Annotated in this window: 28 protein-coding genes, 4 tRNA genes and 1 riboswitch; of the genes, 9 read left to right on the top strand and 23 right to left on the bottom strand. The window is 39.6% G+C overall.

The annotated features are described in order from the left end of the window. Positions 1-40: 40 nt before the first annotated feature. Complete coding sequence (locus A9J31_RS08895) at positions 41-436, bottom strand: hypothetical protein (protein ID WP_067764350.1); 396 nt, start codon at positions 434-436, stop codon at positions 41-43. Positions 437-584: 148 nt separating this feature from the next. Between A9J31_RS08895 and A9J31_RS08890 the strand changes: the two genes are divergently transcribed. The 3 genes from A9J31_RS08890 (at position 585) to A9J31_RS08880 (ending at position 3,276) form a co-directional block, all read left to right on the top strand. Then, positions 585-1,781: a cupin-like domain-containing protein gene (locus A9J31_RS08890; RefSeq protein WP_067764347.1), complete on the top strand. Its 1,197-nt coding sequence runs from the start codon at positions 585-587 to the stop codon at positions 1,779-1,781. A 66-nt stretch (positions 1,782-1,847) separates the two neighbouring features. Beyond that, positions 1,848-2,660: a DUF6502 family protein gene (locus A9J31_RS08885; RefSeq protein ID WP_081410311.1), complete on the top strand. Its 813-nt coding sequence runs from the start codon at positions 1,848-1,850 to the stop codon at positions 2,658-2,660. Further along, positions 2,638-3,276 (top strand): hypothetical protein, encoded by a 639-nt coding sequence (locus A9J31_RS08880; protein ID WP_067764341.1) that lies wholly within the window; start codon positions 2,638-2,640, stop codon positions 3,274-3,276. Before A9J31_RS08885 ends, A9J31_RS08880 begins: the two co-directional genes overlap by 23 nt. A gap of 61 nt (positions 3,277-3,337) precedes the next feature. Here the strand turns inward: A9J31_RS08880 and A9J31_RS08875 are convergent, their stop codons facing one another. From A9J31_RS08875 to rpoD, 6 genes are all read right to left on the bottom strand, one after another. After that, the gene (locus tag A9J31_RS08875) at positions 3,338-4,732 is read right to left on the bottom strand and encodes an APC family permease (protein ID WP_067764338.1); all 1,395 of its coding nucleotides are present in this window, start codon (positions 4,730-4,732) and stop codon (positions 3,338-3,340) included. A gap of 266 nt (positions 4,733-4,998) precedes the next feature. Next, the gene (locus A9J31_RS08870; protein ID WP_067764335.1) at positions 4,999-6,183 is read right to left on the bottom strand and encodes an iron-containing alcohol dehydrogenase; all 1,185 of its coding nucleotides are present in this window, start codon (positions 6,181-6,183) and stop codon (positions 4,999-5,001) included. Positions 6,184-6,186: 3 nt separating this feature from the next. Further along, positions 6,187-6,720: a hypothetical protein gene (locus A9J31_RS08865; RefSeq protein ID WP_067764333.1), complete on the bottom strand. Its 534-nt coding sequence runs from the start codon at positions 6,718-6,720 to the stop codon at positions 6,187-6,189. A 74-nt stretch (positions 6,721-6,794) separates the two neighbouring features. Further along, positions 6,795-7,454 (bottom strand): lipoyl(octanoyl) transferase LipB, encoded by a 660-nt coding sequence (gene lipB, locus A9J31_RS08860; protein WP_067764330.1) that lies wholly within the window; start codon positions 7,452-7,454, stop codon positions 6,795-6,797. A 142-nt stretch (positions 7,455-7,596) separates the two neighbouring features. Beyond that, on the bottom strand, positions 7,597-7,884 hold the full coding sequence (locus tag A9J31_RS08855; protein WP_067765004.1) for a YbeD family protein: 288 nt from the start codon (positions 7,882-7,884) through the stop codon (positions 7,597-7,599). 125 nt (positions 7,885-8,009) lie between these two features. Continuing rightward, entirely contained in the window at positions 8,010-9,917 is a 1,908-nt protein-coding gene (rpoD, locus tag A9J31_RS08850) for an RNA polymerase sigma factor RpoD (protein WP_067764327.1), read from the bottom strand. 404 nt (positions 9,918-10,321) lie between these two features. On the opposite strand from rpoD, the gene A9J31_RS08845 reads away from it, so the two are divergent. Together A9J31_RS08845 and A9J31_RS08840 are read left to right on the top strand one after the other, a co-directional pair. Next, entirely contained in the window at positions 10,322-10,531 is a 210-nt protein-coding gene (locus A9J31_RS08845; RefSeq protein WP_067764324.1) for a PA3496 family putative envelope integrity protein, read from the top strand. A gap of 66 nt (positions 10,532-10,597) precedes the next feature. Continuing rightward, on the top strand, positions 10,598-11,122 hold the full coding sequence (locus A9J31_RS08840; protein WP_067764321.1) for a YecA/YgfB family protein: 525 nt from the start codon (positions 10,598-10,600) through the stop codon (positions 11,120-11,122). Positions 11,123-11,216: 94 nt separating this feature from the next. On the opposite strand, the gene A9J31_RS08835 is transcribed toward A9J31_RS08840, so the two are convergent. From A9J31_RS08835 to trhO, 5 genes are all read right to left on the bottom strand, one after another. Continuing rightward, entirely contained in the window at positions 11,217-11,633 is a 417-nt protein-coding gene (locus A9J31_RS08835) for an ABZJ_00895 family protein (protein WP_067764318.1), read from the bottom strand. A gap of 118 nt (positions 11,634-11,751) precedes the next feature. Next, positions 11,752-12,162, bottom strand: a complete 411-nt coding sequence (locus A9J31_RS08830) for an ABZJ_00895 family protein (protein WP_067764315.1) — start codon at positions 12,160-12,162, stop codon at positions 11,752-11,754. A 23-nt stretch (positions 12,163-12,185) separates the two neighbouring features. After that, positions 12,186-12,797 carry a DedA family protein gene (locus tag A9J31_RS08825; RefSeq protein WP_067764312.1) on the bottom strand — a complete coding sequence of 204 codons (612 nt, stop codon included), beginning with the start codon at positions 12,795-12,797 and terminating at the stop codon, positions 12,186-12,188. Between the two features lie 297 nt (positions 12,798-13,094). Next, positions 13,095-13,385, bottom strand: coding sequence for a hypothetical protein (locus tag A9J31_RS08820; protein ID WP_067764309.1), 291 nt, complete (start codon positions 13,383-13,385; stop codon positions 13,095-13,097). A 193-nt stretch (positions 13,386-13,578) separates the two neighbouring features. After that, positions 13,579-14,511 (bottom strand): oxygen-dependent tRNA uridine(34) hydroxylase TrhO, encoded by a 933-nt coding sequence (gene trhO, locus A9J31_RS08815; protein ID WP_067764306.1) that lies wholly within the window; start codon positions 14,509-14,511, stop codon positions 13,579-13,581. A 189-nt stretch (positions 14,512-14,700) separates the two neighbouring features. Between trhO and A9J31_RS08810 the strand changes: the two genes are divergently transcribed. Together A9J31_RS08810 and A9J31_RS08805 are read left to right on the top strand one after the other, a co-directional pair. Next, positions 14,701-15,189 carry a DUF1289 domain-containing protein gene (locus A9J31_RS08810; RefSeq protein ID WP_067764303.1) on the top strand — a complete coding sequence of 163 codons (489 nt, stop codon included), beginning with the start codon at positions 14,701-14,703 and terminating at the stop codon, positions 15,187-15,189. A 63-nt stretch (positions 15,190-15,252) separates the two neighbouring features. Next, on the top strand, positions 15,253-15,867 hold the full coding sequence (locus tag A9J31_RS08805; RefSeq protein WP_067764300.1) for a LysE family translocator: 615 nt from the start codon (positions 15,253-15,255) through the stop codon (positions 15,865-15,867). 59 nt (positions 15,868-15,926) lie between these two features. Here A9J31_RS08805 and ribB read toward each other — a convergent pair whose 3' ends face one another. After that, on the bottom strand, positions 15,927-16,586 hold the full coding sequence (gene ribB / locus A9J31_RS08800) for a 3,4-dihydroxy-2-butanone-4-phosphate synthase (protein WP_067764297.1): 660 nt from the start codon (positions 16,584-16,586) through the stop codon (positions 15,927-15,929). Positions 16,587-16,689: 103 nt separating this feature from the next. Further along, positions 16,690-16,843, bottom strand: a riboswitch (FMN riboswitch). 169 nt (positions 16,844-17,012) lie between these two features. Between ribB and A9J31_RS08795 the strand changes: the two genes are divergently transcribed. Further along, entirely contained in the window at positions 17,013-18,854 is a 1,842-nt protein-coding gene (locus A9J31_RS08795; protein ID WP_081410303.1) for a DUF2157 domain-containing protein, read from the top strand. A gap of 11 nt (positions 18,855-18,865) precedes the next feature. Further along, positions 18,866-19,474, top strand: coding sequence for a GDYXXLXY domain-containing protein (locus tag A9J31_RS08790; protein WP_067764998.1), 609 nt, complete (start codon positions 18,866-18,868; stop codon positions 19,472-19,474). 117 nt (positions 19,475-19,591) lie between these two features. Here A9J31_RS08790 and panD read toward each other — a convergent pair whose 3' ends face one another. The 10 genes from panD to lolB all read right to left on the bottom strand — a co-directional run bounded on the left by panD (position 19,592) and on the right by lolB (position 24,012). Then, a complete protein-coding gene (gene panD / locus A9J31_RS08785; protein ID WP_067668515.1) occupies positions 19,592-19,972 on the bottom strand; it encodes an aspartate 1-decarboxylase in 381 nt (126 codons plus the stop codon). A gap of 150 nt (positions 19,973-20,122) precedes the next feature. Then, complete coding sequence (gene pth, locus A9J31_RS08780; RefSeq protein WP_067764293.1) at positions 20,123-20,698, bottom strand: aminoacyl-tRNA hydrolase; 576 nt, start codon at positions 20,696-20,698, stop codon at positions 20,123-20,125. 20 nt (positions 20,699-20,718) lie between these two features. After that, positions 20,719-21,015 carry a 50S ribosomal protein L25 gene (rplY, locus tag A9J31_RS08775; RefSeq protein WP_067764290.1) on the bottom strand — a complete coding sequence of 99 codons (297 nt, stop codon included), beginning with the start codon at positions 21,013-21,015 and terminating at the stop codon, positions 20,719-20,721. 99 nt (positions 21,016-21,114) lie between these two features. Continuing rightward, positions 21,115-22,068: a ribose-phosphate pyrophosphokinase gene (locus A9J31_RS08770; protein WP_067764287.1), complete on the bottom strand. Its 954-nt coding sequence runs from the start codon at positions 22,066-22,068 to the stop codon at positions 21,115-21,117. 37 nt (positions 22,069-22,105) lie between these two features. Continuing rightward, positions 22,106-22,180 (bottom strand) — tRNA-Gln (locus A9J31_RS08765). Positions 22,181-22,270: 90 nt separating this feature from the next. Next, a tRNA-Gln gene (locus A9J31_RS08760) sits at positions 22,271-22,345 on the bottom strand. A 30-nt stretch (positions 22,346-22,375) separates the two neighbouring features. Next, positions 22,376-22,450, bottom strand: a tRNA-Gln gene (locus A9J31_RS08755). 38 nt (positions 22,451-22,488) lie between these two features. Continuing rightward, positions 22,489-22,563 (bottom strand) — tRNA-Gln (locus A9J31_RS08750). Between the two features lie 3 nt (positions 22,564-22,566). Beyond that, entirely contained in the window at positions 22,567-23,406 is an 840-nt protein-coding gene (gene ispE / locus A9J31_RS08745) for a 4-(cytidine 5'-diphospho)-2-C-methyl-D-erythritol kinase (RefSeq protein ID WP_067764995.1), read from the bottom strand. A gap of 27 nt (positions 23,407-23,433) precedes the next feature. After that, positions 23,434-24,012, bottom strand: coding sequence for a lipoprotein insertase outer membrane protein LolB (gene lolB / locus A9J31_RS08740; protein WP_067764284.1), 579 nt, complete (start codon positions 24,010-24,012; stop codon positions 23,434-23,436). Positions 24,013-24,018 lie beyond the last annotated feature (6 nt).

Raw genomic sequence — 24,018 nt, 5'->3', positions numbered from 1 at the left:
GCACAGCTATTTTTGATGTTTGCTTTTTTTCAGAAATGATTTATTGCACAAGGTGAGATTCAATCCAGCCATTGCCGTATTCTGTAGTGACTTCGATTAGACCAGTTTTGGTCGCATTCCCAGCAAAAATAATATCCGCACTTTTTGACAGTTTGTTCAAAACTACCCCAGATTTATCGGCACTTTGATAAAGCGGAAGATTATTTATTTTCGGGCGAAGTTGTTGGCCTACGGTGAAACTAGAATTTGTATAATTTGACGTGTTATTCGTTCGACTACCTGTCCATTCACGGGCTGTATTTGAAACCTCTTTTGAAGTTTCATTAAATTGGCTCAGGGTGCTGCGTAAATCACGCATGGTATCTGCAAAGCCAGCATTAGTCTGAATGCAAATCAAAGAGAGACTACTTGCTAGTATTAAGTAACTAATTTTCATTAACTTTCTCCTTTGTTGAGTTATCTAGCGCTATTTTTATAGGGGCTGATAACATCCACTGTGTTTAAATAATTTTAAAATGCGAAAATTTAGCATTTTTAAAATAGATCATTTATACTTCAGTTGTAAAGAGGGTGGAGATAGTGAGATGAACTTAGAAAGCCAGTATAAGAATATTCAGCATAGTCAAATTTGGTATCAATCTTTACCAACGGAATGGCAAGACTGGTTGACTGAAAACATTGATAACGGTTGTGATACAGAAAAAATAAGTGAAATTTTACAAGCACATGGATTTAGTCCAGTTAGCTATACAGATACTTTTGCTCCAATAGAGCAATTACCAGTGCATCTGCAAAATGTATTATTAGATGACTGCTTGAATGGTTTAAATACTGCAGAAATATTAGAAAAAAATAAGCAAGAAAATATTTCAAATCATTTGATCATTCATTTTTTAAAGCAAATAAACAATAACGTTATTTTTAAAAGATTGAAAAAAGTAACACAGCAACAAAACAAAGAGCGTTGGTTGTTGAGTGTAATAGGACAACTTAAAACATTGAACGCAACAACCACAAATCATATCGAGCGTATCGAAACACCAAATTTCAAAACATTTATTCAAGATTTTTATAGCCAAATGCAACCTGTAATCTTACAAGGTGGTATAGATCATTGGCCAGCACTGAGTAAATGGTCACCTGACTATTTTTCACAAACTTTCAAAAATGAACTTGTAGAAGTTCAGATGGACAGAACACGACATCAAGACTTTGAAAAAAAGTCGGTACAACTTAAGCGGATTATTTTGATGCAAGATTTTGTTGAAAAAATAAAATTGTCTGAACAGACAAATGATATTTATTTGACGGCAAATAATGCAGCTCAAAATAAAGATTTCATGTTGAAATTGAAAGATGATCTCGCTGACTTTTCAACAGGCTATAGTCAAACTGTACAAACAGATCGACATTTTCTTTGGTTTGGGCCAGCAGGCACATTTACGCCACTGCATTATGACTTAACCAATAATTTGTTGGCACAAATCTATGGTCGTAAGAAAGTGACCTTAATTCCTGCTTGGCAAATGCCATATATGTATAACGATCAGTGGGTATTTAGTGAAATTACAGATTTAAAAAAGGCTGATTTTTTTCAATATCCATCGTTGAAAAAGGTCACACCTATTGAGTGTACAGTGCATCCAGGAGAAACCTTATTTATACCGATTGGGTGGTGGCATAGCGTTGAAAGTTTGGATATATCGATCAGCGTGTCATTTACGCACTTTAATGTAAAGAATGATTTTTTTACTGAATACCCTCAAGATCTCATCAGATAAAAATTGTGCAGTAGAACAAATAATGCGAAAATTTCACTTATGCAGTCTAATTTTCATGGCAATTTAATGAGCAAACTTCTCACCAATGAGGCAGATCAAAATTTACAGCAAGTATTGGTGCTGATGAATGAGTTGAGCCAATGGTTGATACGATCAGGTGTTGGATATACTGAGTTTACTGCTGCATTGAAGCCTATATTTTTTCAACAGGCTGTGCATGAACTTGAGCGTATTGATCAAAAACCAACAATATCAGCAATTAGTTTACTTTCAGGGCTGCATCGTAAAGATGTCACGGCTTATAAAGAAGTGATTTCCGAAGGTAAAGCGCTGAAAGATGCAACTGTGTCTGAACCGATTAGTGTGCCATCGCGTGTGATTGGTTTATGGTTAGCAGAAGGTTGGGGGGATTCTTTACCATTTAGCAGTGAGTCAGAAAATAGCTTTGAAATGCTGGTGAAAAGAATTTCAACAGAACGTCATCCGCGTTCAGTACTCAACGAGCTTATAAGGCTTGAAATTGCGACAGAAAAAGATGGGCAGGTATATTTACAACAGCGTCGTTTTATTCCAGATCCTTCACAATTAGAAGCACGCAAAATTTTAACTCGAAACGTTCAAGCGCATTTAGAAGCAGGTTTGCATAATTTATTGAATCCTGATGAAATGCCATACTTAGAACAAGCCATTTGTGCTGACGAATTAACAGAAGAATCGATTAATAAATTACATGAAATGAGTTTAGAGCTTTGGCAAAAATACTCACTACAACTTTTAAAACTTGCCGCGGAGCGTTGCGAAATGGATGAGGGAAATCCTGAAGCAAATCGTGTATTTCGCTTTGGAGTTTATCAACATGATACGAAAATTAAACTTTAAGACTTTAACCCTTTGTGGCTTGATCAGCGTTTTAGCGGGTTGTGACATAGAGTTTTTTCGCAGTGGCGGGGTTTCAATTGAAGGTACAGGTGATCCAATCATTGATATCGGTCATGCAGGGGAAGGCCGCGGAACAATTATCTTGGGGACACGATATTTAGAGTTTTCAGCTTCCGTGCAGGATTCTTGTTATGGCGTGGAACGTAAATTAGCCTTCCTCAATCCATTTGATCGTCAGTCGATTGACACAAAAACGTATGTAGAAATACCTGCTGCCCAAGCGGATCTTAATTCGCAAAATGTTCAATTGATCTTAAAAAATACCAATAGCGTACCAGTCACCATTCATTTGCAATGTGATATGCCATTAACCATGCAATTATTCGAGCAGGTTAGACCATATTTTCCAAAACATGTATGTGATACACCTGTAGATATCAAACTCTATCCACAACAACAGCATATATTTGAAGCAGCTGTAAATTTAGAGACTGTTGAAGATGGTATATGGTCACACGGTGATGGAGCATCGGTTGAATTAAAAGGCAATACACCAGACAAGTGTGAAGAAATTTCAATTCAATTTCAGCAATCTAGAAAAGCCATACAACCTTAATTGATATATTTAGAACAAAAAAGGCGCTTTAAGCGCCTTTTTTGTTTAGAGATAAACTTGATTAGAATTTATCATCAAATTCGTTATGTTGCGGCGCAGGGTGTTTAAAACCTTTGGTTTTATAACCAAGGTATAAAATACCAAACATTGCCCACCATAAACCGTATTTCAAAGCAGTTTCTTCAATTTCCAACCACATTGCAAAGATACTGATAAAGCCAAGTAGTGGAATAACTACGAAGCTAAAGATATCTTTGGCATTTTTGGTGCGACCATCACGCAGCGCATATCGTGAAATTACAGACAAGTTAACGAATGTAAATGCAGTCAAAGCACCGAAACTGATCATCGAAATAACGATATCAAGATCCATGAAGCCTGCAGTTAATGCAACAGCACCAACGATCATGATGTTATAAGACGGGGTGAAATTTTTCGGGCTAATATGACCGAAGATTTTCTTATTAATAACACCATCACGGCCCATAACGTACATTAAACGTGATACACCCGCATGAGCAGAAATACCCGATGCCATTACAGTTACAATTGCAAAGTAAAGTACAACAGTCTTAAATGCTACACCACCAACTGCTTGAAGAATGTCAGGTTGCGTTGCAGCAACATCTTCAAAGTATGTTTTTGGATCGTTCGGGAAATAGATTTGCATGAAGTAAGTACTGATGATAAAGATCACACCTGCAATTAAGGCAGTTAAGAAAATTGCCTTAGGTAAAGTCTTCTCAGTATCTTTAGTTTCTTCAGCTAGTGAACTTAATGAGTCAAAACCTGTAAATGAGAAGCAGAGTAAGGTTGCACCTGTAATTAATGCACCTACGCTGGTTAATTCATTCCAGAATGGTTCTAAACTCCATAATTGGTATTGCGCATTAACCAATGTACCGTCGGCATTTACACCGCCAGCCAATAGGCTGTATACCATCCAAGTAAAGTAAGCAATAACACCTAATTGTACGAATACGATCAAACCATTGAAGTTTGCAACGAATTTAGCACCACGCAGGTTGATTCCTGTCATGAATGCTGTCAGTACAATTACCCAAACCCAATGGTTAACTTCTGGGAATAAGGCTTCAAGATAAATCACTGCAAGAATGATATTTACCATTGGAGATAATAGGTAGTCTAACCAAGAAGACCAACCCACCATGAAACCTACGTTCGGGTGAATAGATTTTTGGGCATAGGTATACGCAGAACCCGAAGAAGGGTAGCGACGGATCATATGACCATAACTAATCGAGGTAAACAGAATTGCAATAAGGGCAATAATGTAAGAAGTCGGCACATGTCTATGACTTTCTTCAGATACTAAACCAAAAGTATCAAATAGAGTCATTGGTTGGATGTAAGCCAAACCGATAATAATAATGTGCCAGAGTCCAAGCGTTTTTTGCAGTTTAGCTGCCGATTGAGTCCCAGAAAAATTTGTCAACGGCGTTATCCTCTTATCGTTGATCAAGGATCAGTCATGTTCTAAGGATCGTTTGAGACGAACGATCCCCCCTACGTTTTAAAACAAAAGTGCGCCAATCTACTGTAAATGGAACATTTTGTCAGTAACTTTGAATTTGTTTTTAGCAGAAATTATGCCAATTTGGTTAAAAAACTGACTATTCTTTGTTTCTGCAAGTGAAAAGCCCGATGTTTAAAAAAACATCAGGCTTAAATTTGTCGCTATATTCGCTTATTTTTCAGTAATTACCAAGCTTTTTTTAGAATACTTTTTAGGTCTTCTAAGCTGGCTTCTTTCGGGTTGTAAATGATAGAACCATCATTCAGTGCCTTTTCGGCAACTTCATCTAATTGTGCTTCAGTCACTTTACCTGTTTCACTCAAAGTACGTGGTAATTTGGTCAAGCTATACAGGCGATCACGCATAGTTAAAATCGTTGAAATTGCTTTATCTGCACGAAGATGTGCTGGTGTCTGTGCATAAATGTCTGGGCCAGCTAAAGGTAATAATAATTCTGCAATTTTATCGCCATTGACTTCTTTGTTGTATTCCAGCACATAAGGCAAGAATAAGTTCATGCATAATCCATGGGGCAGGTGAGCAACAGCACCTAAAGCATGACCCAATGAATGGACTAAACCAACCATCGAATTTGAAAAAGCAATTCCTGCCATTGTTGATGCTTGTGCCAATTCTAAACGGCCATGTGCATCGGTTGTATTATCTAATACACTAAATAAACTATTACTAACCTTTTTGATGGCAGCAGTGGCATAGGCATCTGAAATTGGGTTTGCCGCCATACACGTATAGGCTTCAACCGCATGTGTCATCGCATCCATTGCTGTCATTGCTGTAAGATGAGGTGGTAATGTCTGTGTCATACGCGGGTCTAAAATAGCAGCATGTGGCATCAGATAGTTAGATGCAAAGGCTATTTTGACATTCTTTTCAGTGTCAGACACCACGGCAACCATTGTGACTTCAGAGCCCGTACCTGATGTGGTTGGTATCACAAAGAAAGGATTTAATGGCTTTGGTAAATTATGCGCACCAGAATATTTTAATAAGTCATCGCCGCCTTCAGACACTAAAATATTGGTCGCTTTAGAGGTATCGATGACGGACCCACCACCGATGGCAATAATTGCATCACAGTTGTTGTCGCGATAAAGCTGTGCTGCTTTACGAACGGTTTCTAGACTAGAGTCCGGTGGAACATCATCAAAGATAAAACCAATCACAGCATCTGTGCTTTCGAACGCAGCTTCAATGGGTGCAAGTAAATTATTGCTGCGGACACCTTTGTCAGTAATGATCATCGGGCGTTTTGAGCCGAGGCTGGCAAGTTCAAAGGGAATGTGTTCTAAAGCTGCATGGCCAGCAATCACTTTTACAGGACAGAAAAATTCGTAATATGGTTTAGCCATGTGTTATGCACTCCGCTTTAAATAAGATTGGGCTACTTTCAAATAGATATTTGCAGCACCACTGAGTTTTTCTTTTAAACTTAATTGTGTTGGATATTCTTTAACTGCAAGTTCAGCCACCAGTTTTGGCAAAATAAGTGCTTCCATCTTATTAAGACAACGTACTAATCGAATCGCATAAGACAAATCACCATCTGCAATCATACGGTCATTAGCAAAGGCTTGAGCTGTACTTTCTTGAAAGGAAAACACTAAAAAAGCATGGGTCAAATGTTTAAAGGTAATGGTTAAATCAGGTTTTTGGCTACCCGGTGTCAGCAGCTTTAGCTGATGATCTTCAGTTACCTGTGCCACAAATGCAGCACCATTTGGAAATACATTCATAGAGAGAATGAAGTTCACAGGAAATTTAGCCACTTCCTGTTTAATTTCTTCATCGACCTGGCTCGCCATGACCAAGCCTCTGCCAATTACATCCATCATGAGTTTGACATAGGCTTGTTGGAGGGCGGGTTTAACGGATTTAGTTGCAATCACGCGATCATCCCTTATCTATAATTATCTGTTTAGAGTAAATACTCTAAATTATTTTGTATTAGAAAGCAAAGTCTTTATAGTTGTTTGACGGTTACGTCTTTAAAGTAACCGCTGTTTTTCAAAGTATCAATGATATCGACGCACAAGTTTGCAAATTTTGGATAATCTGGAACTAAGTCTTGTATACGTACCATTTCTAAACCTGCATAACCGCATGGGTTGATGGTATGAAATCCAAACAAGTCACAGTCAATGTTTAATGCTAAACCATGATATGAGCGCCCTTTACGGATTTTAAAACCGAGTGAACCAATTTTGCGTTCTGCAACATAAACACCAGGTGCATCAGGCTTGGCATAAGCGTCGATACCGTACTTTTTCAGCAGTTCGATCATCAAGTTTTCTGCATAGGAAACCAGCGTACGCACGTTCCAACCTAAGCGATTTAAGTCAAACATGAAATAAGCGACCAACTGACCAGGACCATGCCACGTTACTTGACCACCGCGATCGGTTTGTACCACAGGAATATTACTGTGCATGAGGATGTGTTCAGGTTTGCCTGCCTGACCTTGAGTTAACACATCATGATGCTGCAATATCCAGAGTTCATCCGCAGTGTGTTCATCACGTTGTTCAGTCAACGCTTTCATTTCTAAAAAGCGATCTTCATAGGGAGTCAGTGTATTGTACTGGCGAATAATTAGTTCTGGCTTTTGAGCAGTCTCAGTCACGCGTGTTGCGTCCTTTATGGTCAAACATAGAGTTTTATTATAATGAATTGGCAGAATAATGGGGGCGTTGAACGGTTTGAGTTGTAATTTAATGCTCTATTTTCACATAAAAAAACACGCTCGAAAGCGTGTTTTTTAGTACTTACAGTGCTGTCTTAATTAATGGACAAGCTGCAAGGTCTGCATAAACTGCGTGAACTTGTTCAAGCTCTATAAAACGCAACTGAGCAGTTACAGAATGGTATTTACCTGTGCGTGAAGGCGTTACAGTCATGGTACTGCCATCAAACTCAGGGAAATGTTTCAAGAAAATATCATTTACCGCTTGACGGAGTTCCTCACCTGCAAGACCAATCAGTTTAATTGGATAGTCCATCGGGAACACCCAAAGATGTTCTTGCAATTCGCGTGATGGCATACGATTTGTCATGTCAGTCATGGGACACCTCATTTGTAAAAATACCTGCAAGATGCAGGTATTTTGTTTTATCTCTACATGCTCATATTATGGGGGAGTTCCCCCCATATTCAAGCCTGTATTATCCTATGGATAGGTTAGTCATTCTCAAGGAATGAACGCAGATGTTCTGAGCGTGAAGGATGACGTAATTTACGCAATGCTTTCGCTTCAATCTGACGAATACGTTCACGTGTTACATCAAATTGTTTACCAACTTCTTCTAAAGTGTGGTCCGTTGGCATGTCGATACCGAAACGCATTTTCAAGACTTTCGCTTCACGTTCAGTTAAGTTTTCAAGCACTTCACGTGTTGCTTCTTTTAAGCCTTCTGAAGTTGCAGCATCAATTGGAGAGGTGATGTTGCCATCTTCAATGAAGTCACCAAGATGCGAATCTTCATCATCACCAATTGGCGTTTCCATAGAAATCGGTTCTTTGGCAATTTTCAGTACTTTACGAACTTTAACTTCATCCATTTCCAGACGTTCGCCTAATTCTTCAGGCGTAGGTTCGCGGCCCATTTCTTGAAGTAATTGACGAGATACACGGTTGATTTTGTTAATCGTTTCAATCATGTGTACTGGAATACGAATAGTACGTGCTTGGTCAGCAATCGAACGGGTAATCGCCTGACGAATCCACCAAGTTGCATATGTCGAGAATTTATAACCACGACGGTATTCAAACTTGTCTACCGCTTTCATCAAGCCGATGTTGCCTTCTTGGATCAAGTCAAGGAATTGCAAGCCACGGTTGGTGTATTTCTTCGCAATCGAAATTACCAAACGTAAGTTGGCTTCAACCATTTCCTTTTTCGCACGGCGAGCTTTCGCTTCACCAATCGACATACGTTTTGAAATGTCTTTGATGCCTTTAACGTCAAGGCCCAATTCTTTTTCAATATCAGCAATTTTTTGTTGGAATGCTAAAACGTCAGGACGAACTTTTTCAAGGTAACCTTTCATGTCCGCAGGAGCTTTGGCAATTTGTTCTTCTAACCAAGCGGGATTTGACTCTTGACCAGGGAAAGAAGTACGGAATTGCGTACGATCCATACGACCACGACGTACTGCATAACGCATTACTTCACGTTCAGAAGTACGGATTTGATCATGCGTATCACGAATTAGGTCAGAAATAATGTCAAATAAACGTGGCGTGAATTTGAACATCATGAACACTGTTGCAAGAGCTTCAAGTGCAGCAGCAGCTTCTTTGCTGTTACGACCATGTTTCTCAATCGCAGTTTTAGTTACGATCCAAGCATTTTCAAGTTCAGTAAAACGTGCTTTTGCAATTTCAGGGTCTGGACCAGATTCGCCTTCAGAATCGTCATCACCTTCAGATTCTTCGTCTTCTTCATCGTCATCTAATTTGACATCTTTCGTCGATTTCGTCGATTTCGTCGATTTCGTTGTGCTTGAATCTTCATCATCAAGATCAGCGTCATCTTCTTCGATTACTTCTGGAATTTCTTCATCTGATTCTGGATCGAGATAACCAGACAAAATGTCAGCAAGACGGCGTTCGCCCGCTTCATAATCTTTGTATTCTGATAAAACTACTTCAACCGCGTTTGGCCAGTAAGCAATCGAGTGAAGAACGTCACGAATACCTTCTTCAATACGTTTTGCAATACTGATCTCGCCTTCACGAGTCAACAGTTCAACTGTCCCCATTTCACGCATATACATACGTACAGGGTCAGTGGTACGACCAGGTTCATTTTCTACAGATGCAAGTACAGCAGCAGCTTCTTCTTCAGCAACTTCATCCGTCGCTTCGCTGCCACCTTCAAACATTGTATCGTCAGTTTCCGGAGCTCGATCATGCACAGGAATACCAACGTCATTCAACATTTGAATGATGTCTTCAATCTGTTCGCTTTCTGTGATCGAGTCTGGGAGATGATCGTTAACCTCGGCGAAAGTTAGGTAACCTTGCTCTTTGCCTCGGCTAATCAGCGCCGCTACTTGAGAAGTAGGGGAAGTCATATCGCTCATCTTTGCTTACTCTTCAGTGAATCTGTGGCAGTAAAAAACCGTGCATAAGTGCACGATTCATCTCATTTAAATTTTGTGAATAGCTTGAGTATTTCATCAGTTCTGACAGCGAAATGTGCTGACTGATAAAATATTAAAAATATAAATTCAGTAATTTAAGGTGGGGGTGAATTTGTTGTTTTCAAGTTCATCCCATACGCGCGCCTATTTTGAAAGTTTTGTAAAACTGTCATAAAACAGAAGGACGCAGGGTGGATTATATCATGCCATACATTTCAGTAAGAAAAAAAGCCCTATTTTTCGCTTTTAAATATGTTTTTTTTAAATAAAACTTGACAATATTTTATAACCCATATAAATAGCGGCTAGACCCCTTCAATTTTTTGCATTATGAGGTAGTTTCAGTGTCTTCTACAGATTTTGAACTAGATGATAACTACGGTGATGATGATGTGAATTTCGATGAGGCCAGTGCGAAAACTTCAGCGAAAGAATCGCTAGAAAAACGCCGTCTTATCGATGAACTTCTTACACAACGTCGTCTTGAGCGTGAGCTTAAAGATTTTGACTATGACTTCGACGACGATGATGATTTTGATGACGAAGAAGACTAATTAACGTTTAGCATAGCGCCTGAAAATGCTATGCTAGCGCATTAAGTTTCTAACTCTGGATATGAAATGAGTGCTTTAGATTTAGACCTTTTGAGTGACTATCTAGACGGCGATGACAACGAGCATGGTCTAGATTTTGCAGCGACTCATGGTTTTTTGTGTGCAATTGCAGTTGGCCCAACTTTTGATAAATGGTTGGATGAACTTTTTGATAATAATCAAAAGAAAGTTCCTACTGAAATTATTGCACAAGTAAAAGCATGGCTTGAATCTATACGTCAAAATCTTGCGAATGAAGACGGTATTGAATTTCCGTTTGAAATTGAAGAAGCAGATGTTGAATCAAGTCTTGGTGACTGGAGTGTTGGTTTCGTTGATGCTATGTTCCTAAACGAAGATGCTTGGTTTACAGATGAGTTTGAAGAGCAACTTGTTGACCTGACTTTACCAATTATGGTGTTCAGTGGCATTGACGAAGAAGATCCACAAATGGAATCTTTCCGTCGTAATGGTCAGTTAATGGATGAACTTGCAGAAGAAATTCCAACTAACTTGAACGAGTTGTATTTGATGTATCACACACCAGCATAATGTTTGCAGTGCAATGTTGAATTACATTGCAAGTGTGTTTCAAATGATTCAAAAAAGCACCGTAAGGTGCTTTTTTTATGGGTTAAATAAGCATTTATACTGTTGTCTTGGGTAAAAAGTACTTTGCTATCCAACCAAAAGATAATGCCAAAATCAAATAGTGAATAAGCAGTGTAAATGCGATCGCAATCAACCAAACCCAAGAGGGCAGCTGGGTCATAGCCATTTTTAAAAATGCCAATGTTTCAGGGAATACAACAATACTAATTAATGTCGCAATGATGCTGATGATGATTGAGGCAAGTAGACAGCCCCAAACTAAAGTTTTCTTTTCAGTCTCATTAGGAACACGTTGACGGTCTTTGACAAAGCTTGCAGCAGCGCTAAAACCACCAACAATTAAACAGGTCATGGATGTTCCGCTAGGTAAATCAAATAATGACTCGATGGCAACAACAGCCAGCATCGTAATCACATAAGCTGCAGTAAAAGTCAGGATATATTTTTTCATTTTTAAACTTCGTTTTATCGTTATTAAAAAGGATTGAATCACACAACATGGATCAGTTTAAAACATCCAAAGCTTTTGCTTAGGTTCGGCAATGGTATTTTTTGGAATGTTTCGATGACTATAATTTTTTTGCACAATAAGTTGCATACCAGCCATAGGCAATATGGAATATCACACCATGAATTGCAATCATACATAGCATGATCAGTGCTGATAGCCCTAAACCTGCCTGATCAGCTGCTTTCAAAATGGCTTCAGCATTTGGATTTATCAACACGAGGAAGAATACGAAAATACTGCCAATGATGATTGCTACGGCACTTGAGCCCCATACCAATTGAATTTTTTCATCACTCGTCGCAAGACGATGTTCTTTTTGTACAAAATGACGTGCGGAAATGAAAGCAGAAGCAATCAATGCAGGGAATAGTGTTAGACCACCCAAATTTAAACCAAACATTAAAACTGTAACCAAAAGCACCAAAGCAATGCTATAAACTGCCGCAAAATGTAATAAATAATGTTTCATTCGAACCCCAAAAGAAAAACAGATTAACGCTGTCGACGTTGATGGCGACGGTAAAAAATCCAAGCAATGATAATAACTGTAATTGCAATAATGACGTGGCCAACTTTACTAAAAATTTGCTGCATCAATTGTTGGTTTTCCCCAAAATAAAAACCAACATAGGCAAGAAATGTGGTCCAGATAATTGTTCCTAATCCACTAAAAAACATGAATTTCCAAAAAGGCATGCGACTCATACCTGCTGGAATACTAATGAGGGAGCGGACAGCAGGAATCATACGACCAAAAAATACAATACGGTGTCCATATTGCTCAAACCAATTTAAGGACTTTTCTACGTCTTGTGATTTGATAAATAGGTATTTTCCATAGCGATCGACAAAACTTAAAATACTGTCATGTTTAAACTTATAACCAATCCAATACAGCAAAGCAGCAGCAGTCAAAGAACCAATACAGCCTGCAATGATGACACCGATGATCATTAGCTGTCCTTGTGAAGCAGCATAACCTGCGGATGGCATAATAATTTCGGATGGAATTGGCGGAAAGACATTATCGAGGAACATGAGAAGGGCAATGCCGAAGTAGCCCAATTGTTCCATGATGGAAATAATCCATTCAGTTAAGTTCATGACAGTCTGGATTTAAAAATGGTAATTCATCCTAAGTGTAATCACTGAATAGGTAAAGTGCTTCATGCATTTACACAATGATAATTTGACGACTAGACTGAAACGAAAAATGGAAAAGTAATTTTAATTTTTAGATGCGCTATTTTGTTTTTTTAGTTTGAGGACTGAATTGCTAGAGGCATAGAGCTAATATGGCGCTTCACAGTATTTCAATGAAGTATTTTATTTTTGAATGCATTGATGTTTTGAAAGCGCCTTGAATTGAAAAACAGTGAACTGAGTTGTTAAACCCACGCGTTAATCTTGTTCCATATGTATAAGCGTGTAGATATACACTTGGCGTAATAATAATGCGATGCTTACTGGAATAAGGGTAAGTAATCCGATATGCCACAGTGTGGGTTGTATATGAAGATTGTAGGCAATGCTGATGGCGAAAATGGCCCCAATACACATACCTACAGCGACAATTAACAGTTGTGCTGGATGATTCATTTCTTGTTTGTACATGCTGGCATTTATTGTGGTCGGAGATACACTGTGTGATCTCCTTGCGGGCAGTACCGTTGTATCTAGAACTTTTGGCATATTAGTATCCTTTTCAAGTATCTAGTTGTATTTGTTAGTCGAACTTAATGATTAGGATTAGCTTATAATTGTTAAATGCAGCAGGTATATACCCAGAATCTGTGAAATTGTCGCGAAATTTTAAAATTGTTTAACTTGCGTAAAAAAAAGCCCTTAGAAAAGGGCTTTTTTATTAAAAATTTACAATTAAAAATTAGAGGCGTTTACGTTTTGCCGCAACAATTTGTGATTGGCGCATACGGAAGCCAGCTTTTTGCTGCTCAGATGTTTTATCAATACAGTATTTGCATGAAACCCCGTGTTCATAGCTTGGTAGTTCAACTTCAGCAGGAAGGAGTGGCCAACCACATGCGTGACATTTAATATTTTCGCCTTCTTCCATACCGTGCGTCACAGCGGTACGTCCATCAAATACGAAACATTCGCCTTCCCACATGCTTTCTTCAACAGGGGTTTCTTCTAAGTATTTAAGTACGCCGCCTTTGAGGTGATAGACTTCATTGAAGCCTTCTTGCAAAAGCAATGAAGTTGATTTTTCACAACGAATACCACCCGTACAAAACATCGCAATTTTCTTATCTTTGTGCTGCTCAAGTTCTTTTTTCACATAGTCAGGGAATTCACGGAAAGTTTCAGTTTTCGGGTCAATTGCACCCTTAAAGGTACCTGCTTTGTATTCGTAGTCGTTACGTGTATCAATTAGAATCACGTCATCACGTGCAATCAGTTCATTCCATTCTTTAGGATCAAGATAGTGACCGACTAAATCGCGAGGCTTAACTTCCACGCCCAAAGTCACAATTTCTTTCTTCAATTTGATTTTCATTTTACGGAATGGTTTGTCGTCACTATGTGATTCTTTATATTCCATTGTCGTAAAACCTTCATCAAGAAGGAATTGTTTGATCACATCAACGGATTTACGATCACCTGCAACCGTTCCGTTAATGCCTTCACCTGCCACAATTAGAGTACCGCATAGGTTGATGGTTTTTACCAAGTCTAAAAGACGTTGCTGAAGATCAGCAGGATCTTGAACTTCTTTGAATTGATAAAGTGCGGCAACAACCCAACCAGAGGTCGCTTGCTGTTCTACAGGTGCAAGCTGTTCTACAGTAGCGTTCATGGAGTACTCCAAAGTAATAAAACAGGAAAAATTAAGGGGCGTATTCTATCGTGAATTACATGAATTTGCGAGTGACTTGCAGGCTTTTAAAATACGATATTCACGTGGCTTCAATTCAACAGTTTTAGCGTGTATAGTCATGCGCTGTTGGTCATATTACGCAGTCTTTGTGATGTTGTGGAGTTTGTTTTGAGTATTGATCGTCGAATTGCCTCATTAACCCCGTGTGCAGGGCGCTGCTCGACGGTATTTGGTGATTCAGTTTGTCGTGGTTGTCGTCGATTTAATCATGAAGTGATTCGATGGAATACCTATACCCCTGAACAACATAGCGCTATTTGGCGTCGGCTTGATGCTCAACTTGATCAAATTTTAATTCCAATGTTGCCCATGGCGAATGTTGTACATGTTGAGGCTTTTGTGCTGTCGAAACGTGTGCGTTTACGCCCAGATGCCACGAAAGGTCGCAAACTTTATCATGCTTTGAAGCTATGCGAAAAAAATCGTCATTTTACCGATGAAAGTGGTCTAGGCATTCATTATAAAGATGTTCGCCCGTTATGGGATGAATTTGAGCGCCGTGTATTGGCACTTGCGACTGCCAGTTATGATTTGGCCTTTTTACGGGCAGATGGCATCAGTTTGCATTTATTGCATAGTATCGAAGAAGAGGACTAAGTCCTCTTTTTTTTATGTATGAAATTTATCGTGGTGTAAAAAAATAAGTGAAGGAATCTCAGCTTGAATTATTCGGAGTACTTTTTATATTGTGTGGCAGTCATCGTGATGATTGCAACACCTGGACCTGTCATGCTTTTAGTTGCAAGTGCAGGCTTAAAAGGGGGCTATAAAAAAGCATTACAAACAATATTTGGGACGAATCTTGCTTCCTTAGTGTTGATTTTACTGTCGGTGCTGATCTTAAAAGGCATGCTAAATATTAATGAACAGTGGTTAAGTCTGATCAAAATATTCGGTTGCCTATATATTGCTTATATTGGACTCGGTATTTTAAAAGAAGTCTTTGATAAATCTTCGATGGATGCTGACCTACCTTTACATGCAGTGAATGGCGGGTTTAAGCAGGGATTTTTGGTCGGTATTTCCAATCCTAAAGATATTATTTTTTTCGCCTCATTTTTCCCACAGTTTGTGAATATAACGCCGGATATGAATCTGAGTTTAACGATGCTGACCTTGACTTGGATTGTTTTAGATTTCGCGACGTTGTCTGTGGTGTACTTGTCTTTTCAAAAGCTGTCTAAATCACGCTTGTATTCAAAGCTTTTGGCAGCCTGTGGTGTGATATTGATATTGGTTGCTCTATATGGCATTTTTACAACCTTAAAACTCTAAATTTAAAATGAAGAACAGGCCTATTTAAATAGACCTGCTAAGTAGCCGTTGAGGTTATTTTAAATATTATGTTTTAAGCGATACTGCACAATTTCTTCAATGGTGATCACTGTAAGGTGATGGGTTTGAGCATAAGCCAAAACTTGAATACCATTCGCCATGGTTCCGTCCGGATTGGTTAATTCACAGAGTACGCCAGCAGGTTTTAAGCCGGCTAAACGGGCTAAATCAATTGTGCCTTCGGTGTGACCACGACGCGTCAACACGCCACCTTCACGAGCTCGAAGAGGAAATACATGACCAGGGCGATTTAGGTCACTTGCAACGACACCGTCTTTAATTGCAGCTTTAATCGTTGTGGTGCGATCTTTCGCTGAGACCCCTGTTGTTACACCTTCAGCTGCTTCAATTGTTACTGTAAATGCAGTTTTGAATTGGCTTGAATTGTCAGTCACCATTGGTGGTAATGCTAGATGATTGGCATGGGCGTCGGTTAAGCAAAGGCATACAATGCCAGAACCATCACGGATCATACGTGCCATGGTTTCAACGGTGAGGGTTTCAGCTGCCACAATCAGGTCGGCTTCGTTTTCACGGTCAAAGTCATCCATCACAAGTACAGGTTTGCCTTGACGGATATCTTCTAAGGCTTGCAACATACGTTGCTCTGCGGGTGGAAGGGCAGAAAAGAAAATTTCGGGTTGAATTAAACTAGACATTGAAACGCTCGCGTAAATATTAGATACGATTGAACATTTCAGGACATGTGAAATAGTGGCGTTACGATATATATTGAAAATGATCAATGATATAGAGATGTGACGTCGTCTTCTTTCATCCGGACTATACCGTCGGCTCAGGTTTTGCACCTGATCTGCGAATCATAATGAAATGATCCGCTCGTGGGCTTTTTGATTTGGCATATATCAATCAAATTTACCACCGGTGGGGAATTACACCCCGCCCTGAAGCGATGTGAAATGATTATAGACCTGTTCTAGGCTGAATAGGGTGTTAATACTCCGAATCCTTTGCAAAATTTTAGATAAATAAATTCAATGATTGGATTTGTAAGCATTTTCATTAACTGCAGCAAAGCATGTTATCTTCCCGATAAATCAACAGTGATTTCATAATGATAAAAAATGACTGCACACAATAATGCTCAGCAGCAAAATTTAAATCTGCACAGTTCTAAACCTAAACATGAATTCTCTACGCGGTTGTTCCGACACGTACAGGTTATTCAGTATTTGCAAGTGATTGGTCTAGCGTTGATTGCTGCGAGTTTTCTGTATTTAGTTGCGGCAAATTGGTTGATGCTGCCAAAATTCATTCAATTGGCGATACCCATCTTACTACTGGTTTTAAGCGCTGCTGCGAGTGTGTATTTAACTAAACATACATGGATACGGCAAAGTCTTGATGCTTTGAGCGGGTTATTCCTTGGCTTAAGTCTCGCTGTGATTGGACAGGTCTATCAAACAGGTGCGGATAGTTATTTGCTGTTTTTGGTTTGGGCATTGCTACTTTTGCCTTGGCTCTATCGACCCAATATAGGTGTTTTTGCGCTGCTGTGTATCGTCAGTCAATTGGCTTTATTTTTGTATTTTAAACAAAGCTATTTAATGTCAGAACATTCATTATTGTATTTGCTGTGTATGAATGTTTTGACGGCGTTCTTTCTTACGTTCAGTTTGAAATATTATTCAGCATTGCGCTTTCTATTTATTGCATTTGTCACAGTAATGTCGATGTATAGCATGTTTCTATTTTGCGGCAATGGTGTTGAACAATATCAATGGCAGTATTTGCTGCTTTCAATCGTGCTACCGATTTATCTGATCCTCTATTTTTATCTGCAACATCGCGCATTAGAAACCAGTTTACAAGCCGCAGGTTTGGCAGCCAGTTTTAGTATTTTGATATTCCAATGGGCTGAACATATTTTGTCGGATTCGATTGTTGGAATACTGGTTTTGGCGTTGCTTATTTTTGCTTGGTTTGCCGTAATTAGTTTGGCGCTGATGAAGTTCCTGCCACAAACTAAATTTGCTGTTATTCCATTAGCGATTGGTGCATGGCTCGCAGGCATTATTTTATCAAGTCTATTGCTGACTTATTGGAAAGCATTTTCCATTGTAATGGGTTTGATCTTCATTACTATAGCTTGGTGGCTTATTCGACGTGCGCAAAGTATTTTTAGTCGCCAATTTGCATATTGTTTATGGGTTTGTGGACAGTCTGCGGTATTAATTCATAGCGAGATGCTGACGCAGAGTATTGCCTTTATTTTAATCCTGCAAATTGGATTTATATTACTGTGTCTATCGAGTCGTATGCATTGGTTTATTGCACTCATTCAACTGATTGCAGGATATGGTCTCGCTGTGGCGACCATTTGCTTTGGCGATTTGATCCAGGCTGAAGAAAACCTCTTTTTAGCTGTAACAGGTTTAAACCATCTGCTACTGATTATCTTGCTCATAACTGCAGCATATTGGCTGCAATCAATGTATCGCAAAACCGTTGTGTTATGGATGTTATTTATTGTCTTGGCGAGTGTCGTTTTGCAGACCTTGTCAAATAATTTTCTTTATTTTGAACAATCAAATAGTCCTGTTGCTTTCCTATTTATTGTTTATATCTTACCTGTAATTTGGCTCTGCCTATACATCACATATGATCAAAAGTATCTGGGGGGAGAAAAATGGCTTTTATTGTTATTGGGTATGGTGCTCATTGCGCTGGGCTACTTTGAAATTTTCTTATTATTGGTTCTCATATCTTGGGCACAGGTTTATCAACAAACATTAGTCAAAGCGCTAAGCATTGTGTTGTTCATTTTTAGTTTATGGATGCTGTATTACAACTTAGGGCTCAGTTTTTTATTAAAAAGTCTCACCATTCTGCTATCAGGTGTATTGCTGCTAGGTATCACATGGGTACTGTCAAAGGTAAATGTAAAGCAAGTAGGAGGAGCATAATGAAAATGCCCATGCAAAAAATGCTTCCACTTGTTTTAGCCACTCTCAGTATTATTCTATTTGGACTGATGATTGCACGACATGAGTGGCATTTGGCTCATAGTGATCATATTTATGTGAAACTCCAACCGGTCGATCCGCGTTCATTGATTCAAGGGGATTATATGGCGCTAAACTACGATTTGTATTTTGGAGGCAAACCACCTCAAGCAACATCAACAGATGTGCAGATTGCTCAAGATAGAACAACTGAAAATTTAGAACGTGAATATTTTATTGATCAAGCAAGTATATTGAGTTATGTACAGCTCGATGCGCAGCATCGGGTCATTCGTACTAGTTTTAATCCAGACGTATTAACGATGTATCCAAATTCATCGACAAAGCTCATACTCAAAAATTCTGAAAATACTTTTGATGGGCTATATCCAGCAGCACGAAGTTATTTATTTGCTGAAGGATTGGAGGCATGTTATCGCGATGCTCAATATGCGGCACTTAAAGTGAAAAAAAATGGTCAGCCTTTATTGGTGGGCTTAGTGGGAGAAAATTTACAAGCATTTGACTGTGAACAAAAACAAGCGTGGTGGAAAGGATCGAAAGCGACATTGGTAAATTGATTAAAAATTATTTTAGCAAAAAGGTATTGGCTACTGATTTAAACGAATAAAAGCCAATTTTTCTAGCCATAAAAAAAGCCTGCAAATCGGCAGGCTTTTTTGAATCTTTAAATTTGTTTATGCAACTTGAACTGGAATGCAGTTTGCTGTGTGATTCACAGTATTATTTGGATTTGCATAGACTAAACGAGGTTTGTGTGCATTTGCTTCCGCTTCAGTGAAATCACCAAAAGTCGCAATAATCATTAAGTCACCAACATCAGCTTGCAGTGCAGCGCCACCATTAACAGAAATGATGCCTGAACCTTCTTCACCACGAATTGCATAAGTCGTAAAACGCTTACCATTAGTCACGTTCCACATATGAATTTCTTCATATTCGCGGATACCGGCTAAATCTAGGAGAATACCGTCAATCGCACAAGAACCTTCATAATGTAATTCTGCTTGTGTAACGACACAACGGTGGATTTTAGCTTTTAATAAACGAGATAGCATGGCTAGCGTCTCCTTAGTGGACCTAAGATTGTGATCTTATGGTGGAACAATCTATGAATGCTGGATAAGCAGTCAAATGCAAGCGCATTTTGCTCTGAAATGAACAAGATGGCAATAAGCATTGTTCAACAATTTGTGGATTAGTCAGTTCTATTTGTAAGCATTGATTTGGTTCATGGCTTGCTGAAGCTCACCTGTTACCAGCAACTTCGTGCGTGATAATGCATGTGCGATCGCATCGTCCATTAAACCTTGTTCACTACTCGGTGCTTTACCCAAGACATGGCCAGATACACGTTCTTTTGAACCAGGATGACCAATACCAATACGTAAACGATGGAAATTAGGACCTGTATGCGGGACGATATCACGTAAACCATTATGACCGCCGTGACCACCACCTGTTTTTAGGCGAATGACACCGGGATTCATATCAAGTTCATCATGTGCAATGAGCATCGCTTCAGGAGCAATTTGATAGAATTTAGCGAAGGGAACAACACTTTTACCGACAAGGTTCATAAAGGTTGTAGGTAATAGCAGACGAACGTCTTGACCTTCAATATTACCGCGACCGCTAATTCCGTTGAATTTTGGGTCTGCTTTGAGGGAAATGCCATATTGATCTGCAAGGCGTTCAACAAACCAGAAGCCTGCATTATGGCGGGTTTGGGCGTACTCAGAACCTGGGTTACCCAAACCAACAATCAGTGAAAGTTTACTCACTCATTTACACCATTTAACACTTATGCGCGAACAAAGTCAGCGTGCATTGGAGTGTTTTTAGCTGGGTGACGTTGTAACGCTTGGATTTTAACGCTTTCAACTTTACCGTCGATGTTGATTTCAACAACTTCTTCGAAGAATGCATTGTTTTCTAAAGCTTTAACAAGCTCGCGTAGTTCTAAAGTTACTGTTACAGGAGCTGCTTCGCCACCATAGATGATTGCTGGAACTTTAGCTTGAAGACGAAGGCGGCGGCTCGCACCTTTCCCTTGTACTGCTTCTTCACGTGCTGCTGCGTTTAATACGAAGTTTGCCATGATAGACATCCTATTTTAAGTTTAAATGACTAGACTTGCGACCAGTCTAGTGAGTAAAAGCCCCGCCAAATGGCAGGGCTTTGGAATTTCAGCGCACTATTATAGATAAGAATCGAACATTGCGCTAATAGATTCTTCGTTGTTAATACGACGAATTGTTTCAGCAACCATACTTGTTACTGAAACTTGGCGAATCTTGCCAAGTGCTAAAGCTTCTTCTGAAAGAGGAATTGTGTCAGTAACAACAAGTTCATCAATCACAGAATTTTTAAGGTTTTCAAGTGCTTTACCAGATAAAACTGGGTGAGTTGCATAAGCAACAACTTTACGCGCACCGAAAGTTTTAAGTGCATCAGCAGCTTTACACAATGTCCCTGCTGTATCCACCATATCATCCACAATGACACAGTCACGGCCTTTAACGTCACCAATCAAGTGCATTACTTGTGATTCGTTGGCTTTTTGACGGCGTTTGTCGATGATTGCTAGGTCGATATCACCCATTTGTTTAGCAACTGCACGCGCACGTACAACACCACCAACGTCTGGAGAAACAACCATAAGGTTGTCATGAGACTGTTGACGAAGATCAGCTAAAAGCGCAGGAGTACCGTAGATGTTGTCTACAGGAATATCGAAGAAACCTTGGATTTGGTCAGCGTGAAGGTCGATCATCACAACGCGGTCAATACCCACAGTTGTTAGCATATCTGCTACAACTTTTGCAGTAATCGGCACACGACTTGAACGTGGACGACGGTCTTGACGAGCATAACCAAAGTAAGGAATTACAGCAGTAATACGACCAGCACTTGCGCGACGCAAAGCATCAGCCATCACTAAGATTTCCATTAGGTTATCGTTAGTTGGGGCACAAGTAGGTTGTACGATGAACACGTCTTTACCACGAACATTTTCAGTAATTTCAACAGCGATTTCACCGTCAGAAAATTGACCGATAGATGCAGCACCTAGAGGGATGTGCAGGTGGCTTACGACTTTTTGGGCGAATTGTGGATGTGCAGATCCACTAAAAACGACAAGATTGGGCATGAAGCACCCTTGGCGGTTGGCAAATTAGGGAATTAGATGGCAGGGGCGGCTGGATTCGAACCAACGGATGCCGAGATCAAAACCCGGTGCCTTACCACTTGGCGACGCCCCTAATGCGGCAGAACTTTAATATTTTTACTGTGTTTTGTCAAGGTGAATTAACAAAGACGCTGTAAATTATGCTCTGTCTTTTTTGAAGAAATGGCAGGGGCGGCTGGATTCGAACCAACGGATGCCGAGATCAAAACCCGGTGCCTTACCACTTGGCGACGCCCCTAATTTGATATTAATTGACTGTGAAGTTAAATGGCAGGGGCGGCTGGATTCGAACCAACGGATGCCGAGATCAAAACCCGGTGCCTTACCACTTGGCGACGCCCCTAAAACTTTACAGCAATAACATCTACAGGTGAAAAATGATGGCAGGGGCGGCTGGATTCGAACCAACGGATGCCGAGATCAAAACCCGGTGCCTTACCACTTGGCGACGCCCCTATATCAAACTTCAAAATGACGTAATGGTGATTCTTTCAAACTCTGAACCAAGTAAGCTTTACATGGTGAATTTTTCAGAATGTCATCAATATTCATTTTTTCAGTTACTTCAGTAAATACACAAGCACCTGTACCTGTAAGCTTTGCTGTACCGAACTGATCTAAATACTGCATTGCCTCATCGACTTCGGGATACAAACTTCTTGCCACAGGCTCAAAGTTATTTCCAAAATCAGATGGCATATCCTGATAGCCGCAAAATTTAGTAGGCTTCGTGTCTCTTGTCAACGTTTTTTGTGAAAAAAGCAGTTGAGTGCTGATAAAACAGTCAGGTTTTAACACAATGTACTGTTTTTGATCTAAATCTATGAATGTTAAGTGTTCACCAATGCCTTCAGCCCATGCATTTAAACCATGTACAAATACCGGAACATCTGCGCCAAGTTGTATACCTAATGCTGCCAATTGTTCAGTATTTAATTCACATTGCCATAATTTATTCAGCACAATAAGCGTGGTTGCAGCATTGGATGAACCCCCGCCTAGTCCTGCACCCATAGGAATATTTTTCTCAATGCGGATACTTTGTGCAGTCAAATTTTTCGCGAAAGGTTTGAGTATTTGCGCAGCACGAAAAATAAGGTTTTGCTCTAGATTGACATTATTTAAACCATCTATTTGAATCAAAGCTTGCTCATCTGTTACTTCGCTTTGGCTAAATTCAAGCCAGTCGCAAAGATCAATGAGCTGAAAAATGGTCTGTAATTCGTGATAGCCATTGGCACGGCGACCCGTGATATGCAAAAAAAGATTAAGTTTTGCTGGAGAAGGTACACGAATCACAGAAGTCATAAGTCAGCTTAGAAAAAATTAACGATTTTGAATGATCATTGTAATACGGTTTTCTGTACCGTTCTCAAGCGCTTGTTTTAAAATTAACTTATTTGGCAGCTGTGCAGCATCGTTGTAGCTTAGATCTACGGTCCAACCATCTTCAAGTATCTGTTGAGGGCGTTCTGCGGTGTCACGGGTGATTTTTGCTTGAGTCGTTGCAGGACGTGCTTGAACCCAATCAACTAAATGGGTGATTGGAGCTTGCCAACCAGTTGCACGCTCAAGCAATTCTTCTGGTGTATCTGCTTCAATGAGGCCGGTTTTTGCACTATTGAGTTGAACGAGCCCTGATTTGCCAGATATTTGGGTTTTACCGACACCTAAAATACCACTCAGTTCAATCTCGTATTCTTCACGGTCTTGTGCCCACGTAAAAAATGCACTACCTGTTTGCTGAGGGGTTCGAACACCAATCTTACCTTGTAGATTAAATTGGTTTGCAGCAATTTCTTCGGGCGTAGGCGGAGTTTGGGGTTGTACATATTGCTGACAACCGGTGAAAAATAATGTACAGCAAGTGAGGGTGGATAACCCAAATTTTGAAGTTATACGCATAAAAAT

This window comes from Acinetobacter gandensis, from assembly GCF_001678755.1.
Classification (GTDB): Bacteria; Pseudomonadota; Gammaproteobacteria; order Pseudomonadales; family Moraxellaceae; genus Acinetobacter; species Acinetobacter gandensis.
Note: the sequence above shows the minus strand (reverse complement) of the source record. Positions and strands in the feature narration are given on the sequence as shown.